A 17,849-nucleotide genomic window follows, 5' to 3' on the forward strand; every position below is an offset into this window, starting at 1 on the left:
GGATTCGCGTTCGTGGCAAGAAGCAAACCGCAGCGATGCCAGCCGGCATCGCGAGGATTTGCGACACCGCCACGGGCGCGAAGGCGCAGCGCATCAGTGCCGATTGGCGTCGAACACTGCACTAAATGTCCGCTTCGACGTCGTTGCCCTTTTCCTCGAGCCAGCCGCGTCGCGCGGCTGCCTCGCCCTTGCCCATCAGCATCGTCATCCGCGCGACGGTCGCCTCATAGTCGAGCTCGCCGAGCTTCACCGGCATCAGGCGGCGCGTGTCGGGGTTCATCGTCGTGTCCCACAGCTGCTCCGCGCTCATTTCGCCGAGACCCTTGAAGCGGCTGATGCTCCATTGCGTTTCACGCACGCCGTCCTTGCGCAGCTTGTCGAGGGTCGCCTCGAGTTCGCCTTCGTCGAGCGCATAGAGCTTCTGCGCGGGCTTCTTGCCGCGCGCCGGTGCGTCGACGCGGAACAGCGGCGGCCGCGCGACATGCACGTGACCGCGCTCGATCAGCTGCGGGAAATGCTTGAAGAACAGCGTGAGCAGCAGCACCTGGATGTGCGAGCCGTCGACGTCCGCGTCCGACAGGATGCAGATCTTGCCGTAGCGCAGGTTCGACAGGTCGACGCTGTCGTCCGGGCTGTGCGGATCGACGCCGATCGCGACCGAGATGTCGTGCACCTCGTTGTTCGCGAACAGGCGGTCGCGCTCGGTTTCCCACGTGTTCAGCACCTTGCCGCGCAGCGGCAGGATCGCCTGGTATTCCTTGTCGCGGCCCATCTTCGCGGAACCGCCAGCCGAGTCGCCCTCGACGAGGAACAGTTCGTTGCGCGCGATGTCTTCCGTCTCGCAATCGGTCAGCTTGCCGGGCAGCACCGCGACGCCCGAACTCTTGCGCTTCTCGACCTTCTGGCCCGCGCGCGTGCGCGCCTGCGCCTGCTTGATCACGAGTTCGGCGAGCTTCTTGCCGTGCTCGACGTGCTGGTTCAGCCACAGCTCGAGCGCCGGACGCGAGAACGACGACACCAGCTTCACCGCGTCGCGGCTGTTCAGGCGCTCCTTGATCTGCCCCTGGAACTGCGGATCGAGCACCTTCGCGGACAGCACGAACGACACGCGCGCGAATACGTCTTCCGCGAGCAGCTTCACGCCCTTCGGCTGCAGGTTGTGCAGTTCGACGAAGCTTTTCACCGCCTGGTAGAGACCGTCGCGCAGGCCCGACTCGTGCGTGCCGCCGGCCGGCGTCGGGATCAGGTTCACGTACGACTCGCGCACGAGCGAACCTTCCTCGCTCCATGCGACGACCCACGACGCGCCCTCGCCCTCGGCGAAGGTTTCGTCGGTCGAGCGCGCATCGGCAAAGCGCTCGCCTTCGAACAGCGGGATCAGCAGCTCGCTGCCGTTCATCTCGTCGAGCAGGTAGCCGCGCAGGCCGTCCTCGTACTTCCACGCCTGGCGCTCGCCGGTCTTCTCGTTGACGAGCACGACCTCGACGCCCGGCAGCAGCACGGCCTTCGAGCGCAGCAGGCGCTGCAGCTCGCCGAACGGCAGGTTCGGCGAATCGAAGTACTTCGGATTCGGCCACACCTGTACGCGCGTGCCCGACTTCTTCTCGCCGCGGCCCGCGCCTTGCGTTGCGAGCGGCTTCACGACATCGCCGTCGGCAAAGCCGAGTTCGGCGATCTTGCCGTCGCGCCACACCGTCACGTCGAGACGCGTCGCGAGTGCGTTCGTCACCGACACGCCGACGCCGTGCAGGCCGCCCGAGAACGTGTACGCGCCGCCGGCGGCCTTGTCGAACTTGCCGCCCGCGTGCAGGCGCGTGAACACGATCTCGACGACCGGCACGCCTTCCTCGGGATGCATGCCGAACGGGATGCCGCGGCCGTCGTCCTCGACCGACACCGACTGGTCGGCGTGCAGCGTGACCGTGATCTGCCTGCCGTAGCCGCCGAGCGCCTCGTCCGACGCGTTGTCGATGACTTCCTGGATGATGTGCAGCGGATTTTCGGTACGGGTGTACATGCCGGGCCGCTGCTTGACCGGCTCGAGGCCCTTGAGCACCTTGATCGATGCTTCGCTATAGGCCGCGCTGGGCTTCTTCGTTGACATAGGCGCTGAATTTCGTCATTCATCGGGACGTTGTCCACACCTCGTGTGGATAACGTCATGGACAAAACGTTGAGTTCCGTAAAAAAGCGAATCGAAACAACGGTGTGCTTGGACTGCTCCGAATGCGGGCGCGCGGCGTGCGCTGCGCGACCCGGGACGCGCGGTATTTTACTGGTTCCGCGTGGCGTGCCATTGCAAGATCGTTGCACGGCGCCGCGGTGCGGCCCGCGGCGCGCGTTGCGTCAGACCGGCTTGCGCTTCGCCTCGAGCGTCTCCCACCGCTCGAGCGCGGCAAGGAGTTCGTCGTCGATCGCAGCGAACCGCTCGGTCAGGCGCGTGCCTTCCTGCGGATCCTTCGCGAAGATCGAGCCGTCCTCGAGCTGCGCGTTGATCGTCTTCTGTTCTTCCTCGAGCGCCGCGATCTTCTCCGGCAGCGCATCGAGTTCGCGCTGCTCGTTGAACGACAGCTTCACCGTGCGCTGCGCGTTGCGGCCGGCCGCGCTTTTCGCCGCATCTTCCTTGACCGGCGCCGCTTCCTTCACCGCGCGCTTCGCCGCTTCCTGCTGGGCGAGCTGCTGCGAACGCTCGCTCTGGATCTGCCAGTCGGTGAAACCGCCGACGTATTCGCGCCACTTGCCGTCGCCCTCGGCCGCGATCACCGACGTCACGACGTTGTCGAGGAACGCGCGATCGTGGCTGACGAGCAGCACCGTGCCGTCGTAGTCGGCCAGCAGCTCTTCGAGCAGTTCCAGCGTCGGGATGTCGAGGTCGTTGGTCGGCTCGTCGAGCACCAGCACGTTGGCCGGACGCGCGAACAGGCGCGCGAGCAGCAGCCGGTTGCGCTCGCCGCCCGACAGCGACTTCACCGGCGAGCGGGCGCGCTCCGGCGCGAACAGGAAGTCGCCGAGATAGCTCATCACGTGCTTGCGCACGCCGCCGATCTCGACCCATTCGCTACCGGGGCTGATGGTGTCGGCCAGGCTCTTTTCCTGGTCGAGCTGCGCGCGCATCTGGTCGAAATACGCGACCTGCAGGTTCGTGCCGGTACGCACCGTGCCCGTGTCGGGCTTCAGTTCGCCGAGGATCAGCTTGAGCAGCGTGGTCTTGCCGGCGCCGTTCGGGCCGACGAAACCGATCTTGTCGCCGCGCATGACCGTCGTCGAGAAGGTGTCGACGACCGTGCGATCGCCGTAGCGCTTCGTCACGTCCGTCAGTTCCGCGACGATCTTGCCCGACTTCTCGCCCTGCGCGACGTCGAGCTTCACGTTGCCCTGCGAATTGCGGCGCTCCGCGCGATCGTTGCGCATCTGCACGAGCCGCGCGATGCGGCCGACGCTGCGCGTGCGGCGCGCTTCGACGCCCTTGCGGATCCACACTTCTTCCTGCGCGAGCAGCTTGTCGAACTTCTCGTTTTCCACGCGCTCGATTTCGAGCTGCTGCGCCTTGCGCGTCTGGTAGGCCGAGAAATTGCCCGGATACGACAGCAGCCGGCCGCGATCGAGCTCGACGATGCGCGTCGCGACACGGTCGAGGAACGCGCGATCGTGGGTGATGAACAAGAGGCCCGCGCGCTGCGCGACCAGCAGCTCTTCCAGCCAGCGGATGCCGTCGAAGTCGAGGTGGTTGGTCGGTTCGTCGAGCAGCAGCACGTCGGGCTGCAGCACCAGTGCACGCGCCAATGCGACGCGCTTCTGCATCCCGCCCGACAGCGCGTCGACTTGTGCATCGCCGTCCGTCAGGCCGATCTGCGCGAGCGTCATCGACACGCGCGTGCGCCAGTTCCACGCATCGTGCGCGTCGAGCGACGACTGCAGCGCGTTCATCCGCGCGAGCAGCGCGTCGTGCTCGGCACCTTCGGGGGTCTCCGCGAGGCGGTGCGCGATCGAATCGTATTCTTCGAGCACTTCGCGCGTATGCGTGAGCCCCGACGCCACGGCATCGAACACGGTCGCGCCGGGTTCGAATTCGGGCTCCTGCGGCACGTAGACGGTCACGAGCTCCTGCTGGCGCGTAATCAGCCCGTCGTCGGGCCTGGCAAGACCGGCGACGATCTTCAGCAGCGACGACTTGCCCGCGCCGTTGCGACCGATCAGGCCGACGCGTTCACCGGCCTCCAGCGAGAAATCCGCGTGATCGAGCAACGCGACGTGACCGAACGCGAGTTGCGCGCCGGTAATGGAATAAAGCGACATGGGGAGACGGCGAAGAGAGAAATCGGAAGCGCCCATTGTACCGGTGGCGGACACCTGCGCCGGGATGGCCGGACGGACTATGCCGATGGGCGGTTCTTTTTGTGCTGGGGCGGCATGTCGGCGCACCCGGCGGACGGGGCCGGCATGGCGCGCTTCGGCGTTGCAGAGCGCCGGGGCGGCAGGCATCCGGCCGCAACTTCCCGGCCGGGCGCCCGCATGCGGGAGGAGCGACTACTTCACGTTGACCGTGATCGTCGAGCTCAGCCCGGGACCGTACGAGCGGTGCGCGCCGTCGCCGAGCTGCAGCGTCAGCGTGTGCTGGCCGGGCGGCAGCTTCACGTCGGTTTCGGTCTGGGCCTTGCCGAAGTGCAGCGAATGGTCGGTGGCAGGGATCACGTCGCCCTTCGGCACCGGCTTGCCGTCGATCAGCAGGTGATGGTGGCCCGTGTCCGCCGTCATGTCGCCAGCCGGCTTGAGTTCCATCCCTTCAAGGCCGAACTTCACGTGCACGGGGCTCGACACCGTCGCGCCGTCCTTCGGCTCGACGAAGAACACGCGCGCCTCGGCACGCGCGAGCGTCGACACGGCCAGTGCCGCGACACATACCGCACCCGCGATCCATTTCTTGTTGACCATCGTTTCCTCCTTCAGATTGAAAGGCTCACGCAGGATACACTGCGTGCCCGGCCCGCGCGATGACAGTCGTTGTTCTCGATGCGTACGTTTAAAACGACGTTGCGCTGACGTTCGGCGAAATTACGGTACCATTGCGCCTTTCGTCCGTCGGCCGGGCCGCGGACGGCATCGCCGACTTTCATCATCCCGAGCGCCACATGAGCGAAGTAATCGAATACCAGAGCTGGGTCTGCCTGATTTGCGGGTGGGTCTACAACGAAGCGGAAGGCCTGCCCGACGAGGGCATCCCCGCCGGCACCCGTTTCGCCGATATTCCCGCCGACTGGCGCTGCCCGCTGTGCGACGTGGGCAAGGAAGATTTCGTCGTCGTCGATTTCTGATTCCGGTTTCCGGACACGACTGAGCACGCGCACGGCGCGTCGGCACGCATTCCGTCCGCCGATGCGCCGCGCGTTTGCTATACTCTGCGCGCTGTCCACATCGCCGTCCCGGTCGCGTCATTTGCGCGCGATATCGCGGACATGGCTCTCCCCGTAGTTCAATGGATAGAACAAGCGCCTCCTAAGCGCTAGATACAGGTTCGATTCCTGTCGGGGGGACCAGCCAAGCCCCAAACCATCCCCAAGATTCACAAGAAATCGCCCGCTTAGGCCCGTCTGGCGGACCTCTAGCTCACATCGTTACCCAAGGTTGCTCAGTGACAGCCGGAGAAAGTGTTGGTATTTTTGTTGGTATCAGCCGATACCAACAAAAATACCAACAATGCCTCTCACTGACGTGCAGGTACGGAACGCGAAGGCCAGCGCGGCCCCGTACAAACTCACGGACGGCAACGGAATGTTCTTGCTCGTCCAACCGAACGGCGCGAAGTACTGGCGCTTCTCATACCGCTTCCTTGGCAAGCAGAAGACGCTCGCCCTCGGCGTCTATCCGGCCGTCACGCTCGCGACGGCACGGAAGAAGCGCGACGAGGCACGCGAGCAGATCGCGACCGGCATCGATCCAGGCGAAGCGAAGAAGGATGCGAAACGGGCCGCCGAAATCGCGGCGGCAAACTCGTTCGAAGCGGTAGCGCGCGAGTGGTACGACTCGCAGCGTCCGGGCTGGAGCGACGGCTACGCGGAGAAGGTGCTGAATTCGCTTGAGGTCGACGTGTTCCCGAAGATCGGCCCTCGCCCGATCGCGGAGATCGACTCGCCACAGATGCTCAGCATCGTGCGCGAGGTCGAGGCGCGCGGCGTGCGTGAGACGGCGAAGCGGATCCTCCAGCGCTCTCGCGCCGTCTTCCAGTACGGGATCATGACCGGGCGATGCTCCAGGAATCCGGCGGCCGACATCGATGCGCAGACGGTCTTGAAGAAGGGTCCCGGCGTGCAGCACATGGCCCGCGTCAAGGCGACGGAGATTCCGCAGCTCATGCGAGACATCGACGCTTACCAAGGCGACCTAGTCACCCGGCTCGCGCTCCGCCTGATGGCGCTGACCTTCGTGCGGACAACGGAAATGATCCGTGCGGAATGGTCGGAGTTTGACGAAGCCGCCGCAGAATGGCGCGTACCGCCGGAGCGCATGAAGATGCGCGACCCGCACATCGTGCCGCTATCGCGACAAGCGCTCGGCGTGCTCGCCCAGCTCCGCGCGCTCAACGGCCAGCATCGATTCGTGTTCTATAGCGTGCAAGGCCGGAGCCACATTTCGAACAACACCATGCTCTACGCGCTCTATCGCATGGGCTACAAGTCGCGGATGACCGGGCACGGCTTTCGCGGACTGGCGGCTACAGCTCTACGTGAACTCGGCTTCGGCCGGGACGTTGTGGAGGGAGCGCCAGATGGCACACGCCGAACGCAATCAAGTGACTGCCGCCTATGTCCACGCTGAATACCTGCCGGAGCGCAGACGGATGATGCAGGCGTGGGGCGATCATCTCGACCGCCTCAAGGCAGGGGCAGAGGTCATCCGTGTCGCGTCAGCCCGTTAGCGGCCACCGTCGTCCTCGCGACTTTGCCCACCACAGTCACTGCCAAGGATGGGAGCAGGCACTTACTGCGCCCGCCCGCAGATCTCTGGGGGCCTGTCGCTTACCGACACGAAGCAAATTAGGAATTGTTTTGACCCATGCCAATCCTAGCCCGCTGGCTTGTCTCTGACGTACGGAGCGGCGAAGTCGGCGTCGTAAGTGCCCTTCCAAGAGCGCACGCGCATCGACGTGGTGTAGTAGTACTCGTAGTTTGCGCGTGGAATTTTGTCCACCGGAACCGCGCTGCTTGAAAAAACCCCATCGCGTATTGTTGAGTCGCCGGTACAAATGTATGAGACCACGGCAAGTTGCTCGTCAAGTATCTTCCGGATGAAGTCGACTGCACCACCAGCCTCGTCCGCATTGCCCAGCACGGAGAAAAAATGGCGATGGGTTGTCGCGTAGAAAACCGTCACCTCCTCGTTGTATAAAGAAGAAACCTCTAAGGGGCCGCCTTTCGATGCTGCGAGTGCCGGCACCTGAACGTTGAAGAAGTTCTCTCCCGCGCTGGCGACAATAGAAAAATGGCTCCTCCAGTTCGGAAAGACTGAAAGAAGGTCTCCCGCCATTTGGCGAGAGAAAGGCTCAAGCAGTTCGATCATGACGACTCCCCCCGTAGTTTGGTATAGAGCAGCGCGATCGCTGGCAATCCTACGCCACAAGTTGGTCGACCGCTGCTAGCCGAACGCGGACGACCGTATTGTGCTTCCCCGAAGTTCGCAGTGACCAAAAGCTCGCTCGGCCCGGACCAGAGCACGGGCGGCGTTCCGTCTCGATCTTCCCTGCATGGTGATGACCCCTTCCGTGCGTTTCCCACCAGTAAATCGGAAAGAGTCTAGGGATTGGGCGATCGAATGATTTGGCCCCTTATTATTATGTGCCCCCCCTATGTTTGCCGTCAGTAGAGAAAAGACGCGGGTGTGAGCCCCCGCGTCTTTGCCCTAGACGCAGGGTCCCCCGCTTTCCGGCCGCTCCGACACTTGCGGCCGGCGCAACAATGCCCGATCGACGCACATCTCAGACACCCCCCTCAAAAACACGTTGTCGATGCCCTTCGAATCCCGGAGAGCCACGCCCCGCCTGGCTTCGCGGTCGACTAAGACGGTCGACGCCTGTCCGCTCAGTGCAAAACAAGTTGGAGATTTGGAGATAAACGCCTGAATCGGCCGCAAAGCCTTATGGGGTAAGGCTTCGTGTGTCTCCAAACAATTTGGAGAACGCTGGAGATACTGGAGATAAACCGGCCCAGATTGTTACGTTGGAGGCAAGATTCGCGGCAGCCGCCCCCCCGGTTCCGTCTGGCGCGTATCGCTCAAAGTAACTTTGACGCGCGGGAGAAATATGCCGCGCAAAGGAATGCCCGCCACCGCCCTCCCGGACGGCGGCGGTGCATTTCACAGCTCAAGCGTGAAGATGGACGGCAGCACGCGATAGACCATGAACTTGCCGTGACCGGGGATGTACTCCTGCCGATACGGATAGCCGTCGCTACGCGGCATCAGCACGCCCCGCTTCATCAATGCCTTGGCGTCATCGTAAGTACGCTTGATCACTTTGTAAATGAATTCCCCGCCCCGCCCATCAAACCGTTCGTTACCCTCTCTCCCATTCATCACCGCGCCATCGTGACGGTATGCGACACGCGATCGCACCCGACCGGCTAGCGACGAATCCATACTGAAGATTGCGTAGAATTCCGAACCTTCATCCTGACAAGGAAGCGGCACTGGATCGCGCGATGGAGGTGTTCTGGCGTCTCGGCTACGAGGGTACGCCGATGACGGACCTGACGGCCGCGATGGGCATTGCGTCGCCGAGCCTGTACGCGGCGTTCGGCAGCAAGGAAGCGTTGTTCCGGCAGGCAGTCGAGCACTACCGGGAAACGGAGGGCCGCGAGATCCGGGGCGGCGTCGAACAGGCCGGCAGCGCACACGACGCGATCGAGAACTACTACGTGACGGTGCAACAGGGGATGTTGATTCAGGTGCGCGACGGTGCGAGCCATCGCGATCTGGAGGCGGTCACACAAGCCGCGCTAGCCGCATGGCCGGCGCGCGGGCGCGAGTGAAGGATAACCGTCGGCCCTGAAAAGAAACCCGCGAAACAGCGCGCAGCCGTGCGGCGGCGAGCGCCCCCGCATGGCCACGTCGGTGTGCCTTACTTCGTCACTGCGTGCTGCACGTCCTTCGACGCATGCCACACGCGGTAGCGCACGTCGAAACCGTCCGGCACATACACGACGAGCGGCAGGCGGCTGTTGTAGCGCAGCAGTTGGCCGTCGCCACGTACCTGCACGAACCGCTGTTGCGGCGCCTGGCCCGGGCAGGCCATCAACGTCGACGCAGGCCCCTTCACGTCGGTCAGCCGATAGTACGTATAACCCCAGCCCTTCACGTCCTCGGCGGTCAGCTCGCCGCCGAACCATTGCTGGTTGCAGTCGGTCTGCAGCGTCTTGCCGATCATCAGCTCGACGCGCGCATCGCCTTCGTTCTCGAGCGCAGGCAGCGCGATCACCGCGCGCTGCTGGCCGGCCGCCGGTTGCGGGAACATCTTGATCGATTCGGCCGGCACGGCGGGCGCCGATGCGGGGCCGGCCGCGCAAGCGGCGGCGGTCGTCACGCAAAAGGCGGCCAGGACGGCCCGGATCGCGAATTTCATCGATGTGCTCCTGATAAACAAAATAGGCCCCGGATGCTAACACTTTCGCCGCAACACCTTACGAAGCTGTAATTTGACGACACAATTGCATACAGCCGGCAATTCCCGCGCGCGGTATTTATAGGGGAACCAATGGAGAACATCATGCTGAAGCTCATTGCCGCCGCCGGCGTCGCCACGCTGCTCGCCGGCTGCGTCGTCGGGCCGGACGCCGGATACGGCTACGGACAACCCTACTATTCCGATCCCGGCTACGCGTACGGACCGGCCTACGGGGCGGCCCCCGTCTACGGCACGGTCAATATCTGGGGCGGCGGCGGCGGGCGCGACTGGGATCGCGGACACCGCGACTACCGTCGCTGGGATCGCGGCGATCGCGGTGACCACGGCGGCTGGGGGCGTGGCGGCGGACGCCGCGGTGACTGGAACGAAGGCGGCGGCGGGCGCGGCCATGGCGACGGTGGTCATCGCCACTGATCCCGCGGATCCAATTGCAACCGTTTGTATCCGCACGCGGCCTCGTTCGACCGCTGTTTGACGCGCAAAAAACCGTTGCCGCAGAAAGGAAAGGCCCTCGCATCACGCGAGGGCCTTTCCTTTTGTCATCCTGCGAACCGGCGACTCAATCGGCGCCGATCACGCGGCGCCGAGCCCGGTCACTCGCCCGCTTACCAGCCGGCCGGCTGCGCATAGCCACCCGACACGGGCGCACCGCACACATACGGGCGCTGATAGCGGTCGTAGCAATAGTTCGGGCCGTCGTCCTGGTACTGCGCCTGCTGGTAGGTCGGATAAGCCGGCTGCTGATAGGCGGGCGCCTGGTAGTACGTCGGCTGCTGATAGGCCGGCGCCTGATACACGGGTGCCTGGTACGCGACGGGCGGATTCATCGCGGACGTCACGATCGCGCCGAGCACCGCGCCGCCGATCAACGCGCCGATGACGGCGCCCCCGTCGCGGCCATGCGCGGACGCCGGGCCGGCCACGGCGAGCGAACCGGCGAGGACACATACTGCGGCAATTTTTTTCATGATGGACTCCCACGCGAAGTGGTACTGGATGTGATGCATTGTGGCGGCACGCGGCCGTAATAGATGCAGCAAGTGGTAACGCGCCATTACGGGTATCGCTCGCACCGGAACGCGGCACTGCCGTGCTACGATTTTCGGCACACAGGAGACGCCTTCATGCAGCCCGAAACCGCCCGCCGTTTCGATACCGAATTCGCGCCGCGCATTGCGCAGGCGATTGCCGCCTTCTTCGCCGATCACGTACGGGCCGACGTCGTCCCGTACGGCGGGCACGGGCAACCGACGCGCGTGCAGATCCGCAGCGCGCTGCACGAGCACGTAAGCGGCTTCGTGCATCCGCTGAACCTCGAGCTGACCTGGGACACCGACGAGATCGAACGGCTGATGGCGCCCGACGGGCCCGCGCGATTCGAACACTACCTGAGCGCGCTGCCGAGAAAGCTGAACGCATGGCAGGGCGCGCGCGACATCGATCTCGCGTCGCGCACGCAGGCCGACCCGCTCGTGCGGCTCGGCGGCCTCGACTTCGAAGGCTGAATGCGCACGCCGGCCGGCGGCCGGGCGCGTCGGCGTCGCGCAATGCGGCCCGGTGATACACTCGACCGGTCCCGCTCCGGCGCCGCCAGGCCGGCCGGGCCGTTCACCGCTGCCTCCACCCGCAAGCATGGTTGCGCACGCAACCGGCAACCGGGCGCGCGCACAACCACGCTTTCGCTCCCGTCATGAACGCCGATACCGGCCTGCCGCTTCCGCAACGCTACTGGGCGATCGTCTGCGTCGCACTGGGCATCACGCTCGCCGTGCTCGACGGCGCCATCGCGAACGTCGCGCTGCCGACGATCGCGCGCGACCTCCACGCGTCCGATGCCGCATCGATCTGGATCGTCAACGCGTACCAGCTTGCCGTCACGATCACGCTGCTGCCGCTCGCGTCGCTCGGCGAGCGCGTCGGCTATCGCCGCATCTATATCGCGGGGCTGGCGCTCTTCACCGCGGCGTCGCTCGGCTGCGCGCTCGCCGGCTCGCTGCCGACGCTTGCCGTGATGCGCGTGATCCAGGGGTTCGGCGCGGCCGGCATCATGAGCGTCAACGCGGCGCTGGTGCGGATGATCTATCCGTCGTCGATGCTCGGGCGCGGGCTGTCGATCAACGCGATGGTGGTCGCGCTGTCCTCGGCGATCGGTCCGACGGTCGCGTCGGCGATCCTGTCGTTCGCGTCGTGGCCATGGCTGTTCGCGGTCAACGTGCCGATCGGCATCGCCGCGGTGTTCGGCAGCCTGCGTGCGCTGCCGGCCAACCCGCTGCACGACGCACCATACGATTTCCCGAGCGCGCTGATGAACGCCTGCGTGTTCGGCCTGCTGATCATGGCCGTCGACGGGCTCGGTCACGGGGAAAGCCACGCGTACGTCGCGGCCGAGCTGGCGGTCGCGTTCGGCATCGGCTACTTCTTCGTGAAGCGGCAGTTGTCGCAGCCGGCGCCGCTGCTGCCGGTCGACCTGATGCGCATCCCGATGTTCGCGCTGTCGATCTGCACGTCGGTCGCGTCGTTCACGTCGCAGATGCTCGCGTTCGTCGCGCTACCGTTCTGGCTGCAGAATTCGCTCGGCTTCTCGCAGGTCGAAACCGGCCTTTACATGACGCCCTGGCCGCTCGTGATCGTGTTCGCCGCGCCGCTCGCCGGCGTGCTGTCGGACCGCTACTCGGCCGGCATTCTCGGCGGGATCGGGCTCGCGCTGTTCGCGGCCGGGCTGCTGTCGCTCGCGACGATCGGCGCGCATCCGGGCACGGTCGACATCGTGTGGCGGATGGCGCTGTGCGGCGCGGGCTTCGGGCTGTTCCAGTCGCCGAACAACCGCGCGATGCTGTCGTCGGCGCCACGCGAGCGCAGCGGCGGCGCGGGCGGGATGCTGAGCACCGCACGCCTGACGGGCCAGACGCTCGGTGCCGCGCTCGTCGCACTGATTTTCGGCGTGGCGCCCGAGCGCGGGCCGACGATCGCACTCTATGTCGCCACGGTGTTCGCGGCCGTTGCCGCCGTGGTCAGCATGCTGCGCATCGCGTCGCCGCGGCCCGACACGGCGACCTGACGCCGCCGCGCACCGCGTCCGCGGGTCATGCGGCGTCGAGCGCGTCCATCACGAAGCGCACGCGCGCCTTCACGCTCACGCGCGGCAGTTCGATCAGCCGATAGCCATACGCCGTATAGCAGTCGACCATCGCGTCGTAGGTGCGCACGGCTTCCTCGAAATCCTGCCGCCGCTCGGTGTCCTGCGCATAGATCTCGGGCCACGGCGGCGCGATGAACACGCGCCGGTGATAGCGGAAGCGCCGCGCCGCGGCCTCCGCGTGCGCGGGCACCGCGAGGCCCGTGAGCCGCAGGTAGCCGATCACGTCCGGCACGCCGCGATCGAAGAACACGGGCCCGCGCGCGCAGCGCGCGAGATGGTACGAACGCATCTCCCAGTTCAGCATCTGCTCGGCGAACGCGGCCCGGTCGCGCCACGGCAGCGCCGGGCCGTCGATCGCCATCTGGTCGCGGATCACACCGCGCCCGGCCTCGTGCGAGCGCGCGAAGCCGTTGCGCTCGAGTGCATCGAGCAACGTGCTCTTGCCCGAGCCGGGGCCGCCCGTGACGACGAAGAAGCGGGCGGCCGCTTCGTGAGCCGCGCTGCCCTCCTCCCTGCGCTCAGACATGCGCGGCCCGCCGGCCCGCACGCTGCGTGACCGACGCGGCCGCCGCGACGCTGCGCAGGTCGGCGACGAACGTGTCGCGCCAGACCGACAGGTTGTTCTCGCGCAGCCGCGCGAGATTCTCTTCGTGTCGCGCCTGCCGCTCGGCGAGCGGCATCGACAACGCGCGCTCGAGCGCGTCGGCCATCTGCGACAGGTCGTACGGATTGACGAGCAGCGCACCGGTCAGCTCGGCCGCCGCCCCCGCGAACTCCGACAGCACGAGCACGCCCGGATCGGCCGGGTCCTGCGACGCGACGTATTCCTTCGCGACGAGATTCATCCCGTCGCGCAACGGCGTCACGTAGCCGACCTGCGACATCCGGAAGAACGCCATCAGCAGATTGCGCTCGTACTTGCGGTTCAGGTACTGGATCGGCGTCCAGTCGAGTTGCGAGAAACGGCCGTTGATGCGGCCGGCCTCCCCTTCGAGCGTCTCGCGGATGCGCTGGTAGGTCTGCACGTCGGAGCGCGTCGGCGGCGCGATCTGCACGAGCGACACGCGCCCCTGCCAGCCCGGCGCGTTGGCGAGCATCCGCTCGAACGACTGGAAGCGTTCGACGAGCCCCTTCGAATAGTCGAGCCGGTCGACGCTCATCACGAGCTTGCGGCCGTCGAGCGCGTCGCGCAGCATCTTCACCGGCTTGCGCGAGCCGTACTGGACGGCCGCCTCGGCGATCGCATCCGGATGCACGCCGATCGGATAGGCGGCGACCTTCACGACGCGCCCGTGCGCATGCAGCATCCCGTCGTCGCTTGCCGCGCCGATCCCGCGCCGCTCGATGTAGTCGGTGAACGCCTGCTTGTCGGCGTCGGTCTGGAAACCCGCGATGTCGTACGCGCACATGAACTTCACGAGCTCCTCGTGCGGCGGCACGACGCGCAGCATGTCGGGCGACGGAAACGGAATGTGCAGGAAGAAGCCGATCGGGTTCTTCACGCCGAGTTCGCGCAGGCAATGCGCGAACGGCAACAGGTGATAGTCGTGCACCCAGATCAGGTCGTCGGGCAGCAGCAGCGCGGCGAGCTGCTTCGCAAGCATCGCGTTCACGCGCAGATAGCCCGCGTACTCCTGCCGGTCGAAGCGCGCGAGATCGCTGCGGTAGTGGAACACCGGCCACAGCGTCGCGTTCGAGAAGCCGCGGTAGTACTGATCGTAGTCGCGCCGGGTCAGCCCGAGCGTCGCATACGTGACGTTGCCGTCCCGCTGGATCGCGGGTGCGGCGTCGGGCGTACCGACGATCTCGCCGTTCCAGCCGAACCAGATGCCGCCGGTTTCCTTCAGCGCGTCCATCACGCCGACCGCGAGGCCTCCTGCGCTCGGGCGCGTGTCCTCGCCGGCGGCGACACGGTTCGATACCACGATCAATCTGCTCATGCGGCTTCCCCTCCTCGATTCGATTGGATGACGCGCGGCGCGCGCCAAGGCGAACGCGACGGCCCGCAGGCAGTCGCGCGGCGATTCAGATGTGAGCGATGCAACAAAGAGCGCAATGAAATGCGGCAGCGGAATGCAACGGCGACGGGATCAAGCGTCCTGCTCCTGGCCGAGGTCGCGTTGATAGTCGAGCCCTTCCGGGCGTGCGCCGCCCTGGTTGTGATCGCCGTCGGACGGCGTCTCGTCGGGCGCGCCGGCAGGCGGTGCGGCCGGCGCGTCGGTCTGCGGACGCGGACGCTCGGCGCCCGCATCGGGCGGCCGGGGAGAAAACCGTTTCGAACGGCGCATGGCTGGGTGTCTCATATGGCGCGCGGCTCGGAGCCGTCGTAGAAACATTCCATAACTAAATAGTCTAGGTCGCTTCGTCGCACGCCACGGTAACAATTACCTTCAATTTGTAACGTTTCGACCCCTGTCCCGCCATCTGTCCGACAATACCGCCGCGCGTACGCGCGCGAGCCGCCGCCCGGCGATTTGTCAAAGCTTTGCAGTTTTCCTATGACAATTGCGAAACAATGGCGCGGCAAGGGGGCGCGCATGCGTCGCCGCTCACCCAGACAGGACTTGCACTCAGGGATGAACATTCGTTTCGAAGCGCAGCGCCAAGCCATGTCGGCGCGCATCGTGCTGGCCGCAATCGCCACGGCCGCACTGCTGTCCGGCTGCAACTCGCTGTACAGCGAGGGCGCAACCGCCGGCGCGGGTATCGCGGGCGCCGCGATTGCCTCCAAGGTCACCAACAATGCCGCCGTCGCGACGGGCATCGGCCTCGGCGCCGTCGCCGGCGCGCGTGCGGGCGTCCAGTACACGCAGCGCGTCGCACACCGTTACACGCAGGAACAGATCGCGAAGGCGGCCGGCCCGCTCGACGTCGGCGGCGTCGCGCCGTGGTCGACGCACCATTCGTTCCCGATCGAGGACGACGAACAGGGCCGCGTGACGGTCAGCCGGATGATCAGCATCGGTCCGCTCGACTGCAAGGAAATCGTGTTCGCGGTGGACACGCCCGCGAAGGCCGACAAGGCCGCACAGTCGGCGTTCTACGTCGCCACGATCTGCCGCGACGGTCCCGTGTGGAAATGGGCGTCGGCGGAGCCGGCGACCGAACGCTGGGGCGCGCTGCAATGAGCGTCGCGATCCGTATCGCGGCGATCGGCGCGCTGTGCGCGGCCAGCGCCGCGCTGTCGGGCTGCGGGTCGGTCGGCGCGGCAAGCGGCGCGCTCGCCGGCGCGGCGACGGGCCTCGTCACCGCGAACCCGGCCGTCGGCGTCGGGGTCGGCATTGCCGTGCAGGCGGCAACCGACGAAGCCGTCAACCGCACGATGAAGCAGCTCCATCAGAACCAGCAGGACGCGATCGCGAAGGCGGTCGGCAGCCTGGCGGTCGGCGAAATGAAGCCGTGGAAGGTGAAGAACACGCTGCCGCTGGAAAACGGCGAAGGCGAGGTGCGCGTCACGCGCGCCTACTCGACGGCGCTTGCGCTGTGCAAGGAATTCGCGTTCTCGGTGCAGGACGGCGACAAGGCCGACTGGTATTTCGCGAATGCATGCCAGCAAGGCACGCACTGGAAGTGGGCATCGGCCGAGCCGGCGGTCGACCGCTGGGGCAGTTTGCAGTAGCGATGCGATGTGCCGCGCCCGATAACGAGTGCCGCGCATGCGGATGCCGGGCCGCGCGGCCCGGCTCGGTGAATCAGGACTCGACGTCCTCGAGACTGAAGATTTCGGTCTGGTCGTTGTACGAGAAAATCTCGCCGTAACGGCCCCAGTCGATCACGGCGTCGAGCGTTTCCTCGGCCGCGCCGTCCGACAGGAAATCCTCCAGCTCCTGCTCGAAGCGCACGCGCGGCGCGCGATGGCCCGGACGTTCGTTCAGCACCTTCTTGATCCGCGCGGCGAGCGGCACGTGCTTCAGCAGGTGATCGGCGAACATCAGCTTGCGTTCCTGCGTGCCGAATTCCGCGAACACGCGCCCCGGCGGCGTCAGGAACACGTCCCCTTCCCGCACGTCCGCGAAACCGAGGTATTGCAGCACTTCGGCGATCGGGAACAGGTCGTCGACCTCCAGGTGCAGCGTGCGCGCGATTTCAGGCATGTCCGCGCGGCCGTGGTACGGCGCCATCGCGAGCGTCTCGATCAGGCCGGCCATCAGGTTGGTCGACACCTGCGGCAGCCAGCTGCCGAGCTCGAGCCCCTTCTTCGTCGCCTCGCCCGTCTGGCGGGCGGTCATCTTCGCGTAGATGTCGTCGACCAGCTTGCGGAAAGCCGGGTCGAGCCGGTTGCGCGGATGCTTGAACGGCACCTTGATCTCGGCGATCACGCGGCCCGGATTCGACGACAGCACGAGAATGCGGTCGCACATGAACACCGCTTCCTCGATGTTGTGCGTGACGATCAGCACCGACTTGATCGGCATCCGGCCTTGCGTCCACAGGTCGAGCAGGTCGGTACGCAGCGTTTCGGCCGTCAGCACGTCGAGTGCCGAGAACGGCTCGTCCATCAGCAGGATCGTCGGGTCGACGACGAGCGCGCGCGCAAAGCCCACGCGCTGGCGCATCCCGCCCGACAGCTCGCGCGGATACGCGTTCTCGAAGCCGTCGAGACCGATCAGGTCGATCGCGGCAAGCGCACGCTCGCGCCGCTCGCGCGCACCGACGCCGAGCGCTTCCAGCCCGGCTTCCACGTTCTGCAGCACGGTCAGCCACGGGAACAGCGCGAAGGTCTGGAACACCATCGCGACGCCTTCGGCCGGACCGCGCAGCGGCTTGCCGAGATAGGTCACTTCACCGCCGGTCGGCTCGATCAGGCCGGCGATGATCCGCAACAGCGTGGACTTGCCCGAGCCCGAACGGCCGAGCAGCCCGACGATCTCGCCTTCGCGCAGCGACAGGTTCGCGTCGTCGAGCACGAGCAGTTCGCCCTGCGTCTTGTTGAAGCCGCGGTTCACGTGCTCGACGCGCAGGATTTCTTCGCCGAGACGCGGCGGCTGGGACGTCTGGACGGGGGCGTTTACAGCATTCGGATTGTGCATCGCGTTT

19 protein-coding genes, 1 tRNA gene and 1 pseudogene are annotated in these 17,849 nt (G+C 66.0%); 9 read left to right on the top strand and 12 right to left on the bottom strand.

The annotated features are described in order from the left end of the window. Positions 1-121 precede the first annotated feature (121 nt). From AC1Z3W_RS32175 to AC1Z3W_RS32190, 4 genes are all read right to left on the bottom strand, one after another. Positions 122-2,104 carry a DNA topoisomerase IV subunit B gene (locus tag AC1Z3W_RS32175; protein WP_124834017.1) on the bottom strand — a complete coding sequence of 661 codons (1,983 nt, stop codon included), beginning with the start codon at positions 2,102-2,104 and terminating at the stop codon, positions 122-124. Between the two features lie 242 nt (positions 2,105-2,346). Beyond that, positions 2,347-4,296 carry an ATP-binding cassette domain-containing protein gene (locus AC1Z3W_RS32180; RefSeq protein ID WP_483509296.1) on the bottom strand — a complete coding sequence of 650 codons (1,950 nt, stop codon included), beginning with the start codon at positions 4,294-4,296 and terminating at the stop codon, positions 2,347-2,349. Between the two features lie 231 nt (positions 4,297-4,527). Further along, entirely contained in the window at positions 4,528-4,932 is a 405-nt protein-coding gene (locus AC1Z3W_RS32185) for a DUF4399 domain-containing protein (protein WP_057929030.1), read from the bottom strand. Positions 4,933-4,943: 11 nt separating this feature from the next. Beyond that, positions 4,944-5,117: a hypothetical protein gene (locus tag AC1Z3W_RS32190; RefSeq protein WP_162840576.1), complete on the bottom strand. Its 174-nt coding sequence runs from the start codon at positions 5,115-5,117 to the stop codon at positions 4,944-4,946. Positions 5,118-5,129: 12 nt separating this feature from the next. On the opposite strand from AC1Z3W_RS32190, the gene AC1Z3W_RS32195 reads away from it, so the two are divergent. The 3 genes and pseudogenes from AC1Z3W_RS32195 to AC1Z3W_RS32205 all read left to right on the top strand — a co-directional run bounded on the left by AC1Z3W_RS32195 (position 5,130) and on the right by AC1Z3W_RS32205 (position 6,913). Beyond that, positions 5,130-5,312: a rubredoxin gene (locus tag AC1Z3W_RS32195; protein ID WP_012364402.1), complete on the top strand. Its 183-nt coding sequence runs from the start codon at positions 5,130-5,132 to the stop codon at positions 5,310-5,312. Positions 5,313-5,459: 147 nt separating this feature from the next. Continuing rightward, positions 5,460-5,534: transfer RNA gene (locus AC1Z3W_RS32200), tRNA-Arg, on the top strand. Between the two features lie 160 nt (positions 5,535-5,694). Then, positions 5,695-6,913 (top strand): annotated as a pseudogene (locus AC1Z3W_RS32205) (tyrosine-type recombinase/integrase). Positions 6,914-7,059: 146 nt separating this feature from the next. Here AC1Z3W_RS32205 and AC1Z3W_RS32210 read toward each other — a convergent pair. Both AC1Z3W_RS32210 and AC1Z3W_RS32215 read right to left on the bottom strand, forming a co-directional pair. Beyond that, entirely contained in the window at positions 7,060-7,554 is a 495-nt protein-coding gene (locus AC1Z3W_RS32210) for a hypothetical protein (RefSeq protein WP_124834014.1), read from the bottom strand. 792 nt (positions 7,555-8,346) lie between these two features. Beyond that, positions 8,347-8,505, bottom strand: coding sequence for a hypothetical protein (locus tag AC1Z3W_RS32215; protein ID WP_260428286.1), 159 nt, complete (start codon positions 8,503-8,505; stop codon positions 8,347-8,349). Positions 8,506-8,690: 185 nt separating this feature from the next. Between AC1Z3W_RS32215 and AC1Z3W_RS32220 the strand changes: the two genes are divergently transcribed. Further along, positions 8,691-9,020, top strand: a complete 330-nt coding sequence (locus AC1Z3W_RS32220; RefSeq protein ID WP_057929034.1) for a TetR/AcrR family transcriptional regulator — start codon at positions 8,691-8,693, stop codon at positions 9,018-9,020. Positions 9,021-9,109: 89 nt separating this feature from the next. Here AC1Z3W_RS32220 and eco read toward each other — a convergent pair whose 3' ends face one another. Then, entirely contained in the window at positions 9,110-9,610 is a 501-nt protein-coding gene (gene eco, locus AC1Z3W_RS32225; protein ID WP_057929035.1) for a serine protease inhibitor ecotin, read from the bottom strand. Positions 9,611-9,754: 144 nt separating this feature from the next. Between eco and AC1Z3W_RS32230 the strand changes: the two genes are divergently transcribed. Then, the gene (locus AC1Z3W_RS32230; RefSeq protein WP_057929047.1) at positions 9,755-10,087 is read left to right on the top strand and encodes a hypothetical protein; all 333 of its coding nucleotides are present in this window, start codon (positions 9,755-9,757) and stop codon (positions 10,085-10,087) included. 191 nt (positions 10,088-10,278) lie between these two features. On the opposite strand, the gene AC1Z3W_RS32235 is transcribed toward AC1Z3W_RS32230, so the two are convergent. Then, complete coding sequence (locus AC1Z3W_RS32235; RefSeq protein ID WP_057929036.1) at positions 10,279-10,680, bottom strand: hypothetical protein; 402 nt, start codon at positions 10,678-10,680, stop codon at positions 10,279-10,281. A gap of 117 nt (positions 10,681-10,797) precedes the next feature. Here AC1Z3W_RS32235 and AC1Z3W_RS32240 point away from each other — a divergent pair, with 117 nt between their 5' ends. Both AC1Z3W_RS32240 and AC1Z3W_RS32245 read left to right on the top strand, forming a co-directional pair. Further along, positions 10,798-11,178: a DUF5594 family protein gene (locus AC1Z3W_RS32240; RefSeq protein WP_057929037.1), complete on the top strand. Its 381-nt coding sequence runs from the start codon at positions 10,798-10,800 to the stop codon at positions 11,176-11,178. Positions 11,179-11,363: 185 nt separating this feature from the next. Further along, on the top strand, positions 11,364-12,731 hold the full coding sequence (locus tag AC1Z3W_RS32245) for an MFS transporter (protein WP_057929038.1): 1,368 nt from the start codon (positions 11,364-11,366) through the stop codon (positions 12,729-12,731). A 25-nt stretch (positions 12,732-12,756) separates the two neighbouring features. Here AC1Z3W_RS32245 and AC1Z3W_RS32250 read toward each other — a convergent pair whose 3' ends face one another. The 3 genes from AC1Z3W_RS32250 to AC1Z3W_RS32260 all read right to left on the bottom strand — a co-directional run bounded on the left by AC1Z3W_RS32250 (position 12,757) and on the right by AC1Z3W_RS32260 (position 15,100). Next, a complete protein-coding gene (locus AC1Z3W_RS32250) occupies positions 12,757-13,338 on the bottom strand; it encodes an AAA family ATPase (RefSeq protein ID WP_124834011.1) in 582 nt (193 codons plus the stop codon). Then, positions 13,331-14,752, bottom strand: coding sequence for an alpha,alpha-trehalose-phosphate synthase (UDP-forming) (gene otsA, locus AC1Z3W_RS32255; RefSeq protein WP_483509297.1), 1,422 nt, complete (start codon positions 14,750-14,752; stop codon positions 13,331-13,333). The genes AC1Z3W_RS32250 and otsA overlap by 8 nt, the downstream gene beginning before the upstream one ends. Positions 14,753-14,902: 150 nt before the next feature. Next, entirely contained in the window at positions 14,903-15,100 is a 198-nt protein-coding gene (locus AC1Z3W_RS32260; protein ID WP_057929040.1) for a hypothetical protein, read from the bottom strand. Positions 15,101-15,388: 288 nt separating this feature from the next. On the opposite strand from AC1Z3W_RS32260, the gene AC1Z3W_RS32265 reads away from it, so the two are divergent. Both AC1Z3W_RS32265 and AC1Z3W_RS32270 read left to right on the top strand, forming a co-directional pair. Beyond that, entirely contained in the window at positions 15,389-15,940 is a 552-nt protein-coding gene (locus AC1Z3W_RS32265) for a hypothetical protein (RefSeq protein ID WP_057929041.1), read from the top strand. Further along, positions 15,937-16,431 (top strand): hypothetical protein, encoded by a 495-nt coding sequence (locus tag AC1Z3W_RS32270; RefSeq protein WP_057929049.1) that lies wholly within the window; start codon positions 15,937-15,939, stop codon positions 16,429-16,431. Before AC1Z3W_RS32265 ends, AC1Z3W_RS32270 begins: the two co-directional genes overlap by 4 nt. Positions 16,432-16,504: 73 nt before the next feature. Here the strand turns inward: AC1Z3W_RS32270 and AC1Z3W_RS32275 are convergent, their stop codons facing one another. Next, the gene (locus tag AC1Z3W_RS32275) at positions 16,505-17,842 is read right to left on the bottom strand and encodes an ABC transporter ATP-binding protein (protein WP_483509298.1); all 1,338 of its coding nucleotides are present in this window, start codon (positions 17,840-17,842) and stop codon (positions 16,505-16,507) included. Between the last annotated feature and the right edge of the window lie 7 nt (positions 17,843-17,849).

Source organism: Burkholderia sp. 10_S31 (assembly GCF_056930375.1).

Coding starts and splice junctions, on each gene's coding strand:
- AC1Z3W_RS32230 (WP_057929047.1), top strand. CDS start 9,755: ATGCTGAAGCTCATTGCCGCCGCCGGCGTCGCCACGCTGCTCGCCGGC.
- AC1Z3W_RS32245 (WP_057929038.1), top strand. CDS start 11,364: ATGAACGCCGATACCGGCCTGCCGCTTCCGCAACGCTACTGGGCGATC.
- AC1Z3W_RS32210 (WP_124834014.1), bottom strand. CDS start 7,554: ATGATCGAACTGCTTGAGCCTTTCTCTCGCCAAATGGCGGGAGACCTT.
- AC1Z3W_RS32240 (WP_057929037.1), top strand. CDS start 10,798: ATGCAGCCCGAAACCGCCCGCCGTTTCGATACCGAATTCGCGCCGCGC.
- AC1Z3W_RS32250 (WP_124834011.1), bottom strand. CDS start 13,338: ATGTCTGAGCGCAGGGAGGAGGGCAGCGCGGCTCACGAAGCGGCCGCC.
- AC1Z3W_RS32235 (WP_057929036.1), bottom strand. CDS start 10,680: ATGCATCACATCCAGTACCACTTCGCGTGGGAGTCCATCATGAAAAAA.
- AC1Z3W_RS32270 (WP_057929049.1), top strand. CDS start 15,937: ATGAGCGTCGCGATCCGTATCGCGGCGATCGGCGCGCTGTGCGCGGCC.
- AC1Z3W_RS32220 (WP_057929034.1), top strand. CDS start 8,691: ATGGAGGTGTTCTGGCGTCTCGGCTACGAGGGTACGCCGATGACGGAC.
- AC1Z3W_RS32190 (WP_162840576.1), bottom strand. CDS start 5,117: ATGATGAAAGTCGGCGATGCCGTCCGCGGCCCGGCCGACGGACGAAAG.
- AC1Z3W_RS32265 (WP_057929041.1), top strand. CDS start 15,389: ATGAACATTCGTTTCGAAGCGCAGCGCCAAGCCATGTCGGCGCGCATC.
- otsA (WP_483509297.1), bottom strand. CDS start 14,752: ATGAGCAGATTGATCGTGGTATCGAACCGTGTCGCCGCCGGCGAGGAC.
- AC1Z3W_RS32185 (WP_057929030.1), bottom strand. CDS start 4,932: ATGGTCAACAAGAAATGGATCGCGGGTGCGGTATGTGTCGCGGCACTG.
- AC1Z3W_RS32275 (WP_483509298.1), bottom strand. CDS start 17,842: ATGCACAATCCGAATGCTGTAAACGCCCCCGTCCAGACGTCCCAGCCG.
- eco (WP_057929035.1), bottom strand. CDS start 9,610: ATGAAATTCGCGATCCGGGCCGTCCTGGCCGCCTTTTGCGTGACGACC.
- AC1Z3W_RS32175 (WP_124834017.1), bottom strand. CDS start 2,104: ATGTCAACGAAGAAGCCCAGCGCGGCCTATAGCGAAGCATCGATCAAG.
- AC1Z3W_RS32180 (WP_483509296.1), bottom strand. CDS start 4,296: ATGTCGCTTTATTCCATTACCGGCGCGCAACTCGCGTTCGGTCACGTC.
- AC1Z3W_RS32260 (WP_057929040.1), bottom strand. CDS start 15,100: ATGCGCCGTTCGAAACGGTTTTCTCCCCGGCCGCCCGATGCGGGCGCC.
- AC1Z3W_RS32195 (WP_012364402.1), top strand. CDS start 5,130: ATGAGCGAAGTAATCGAATACCAGAGCTGGGTCTGCCTGATTTGCGGG.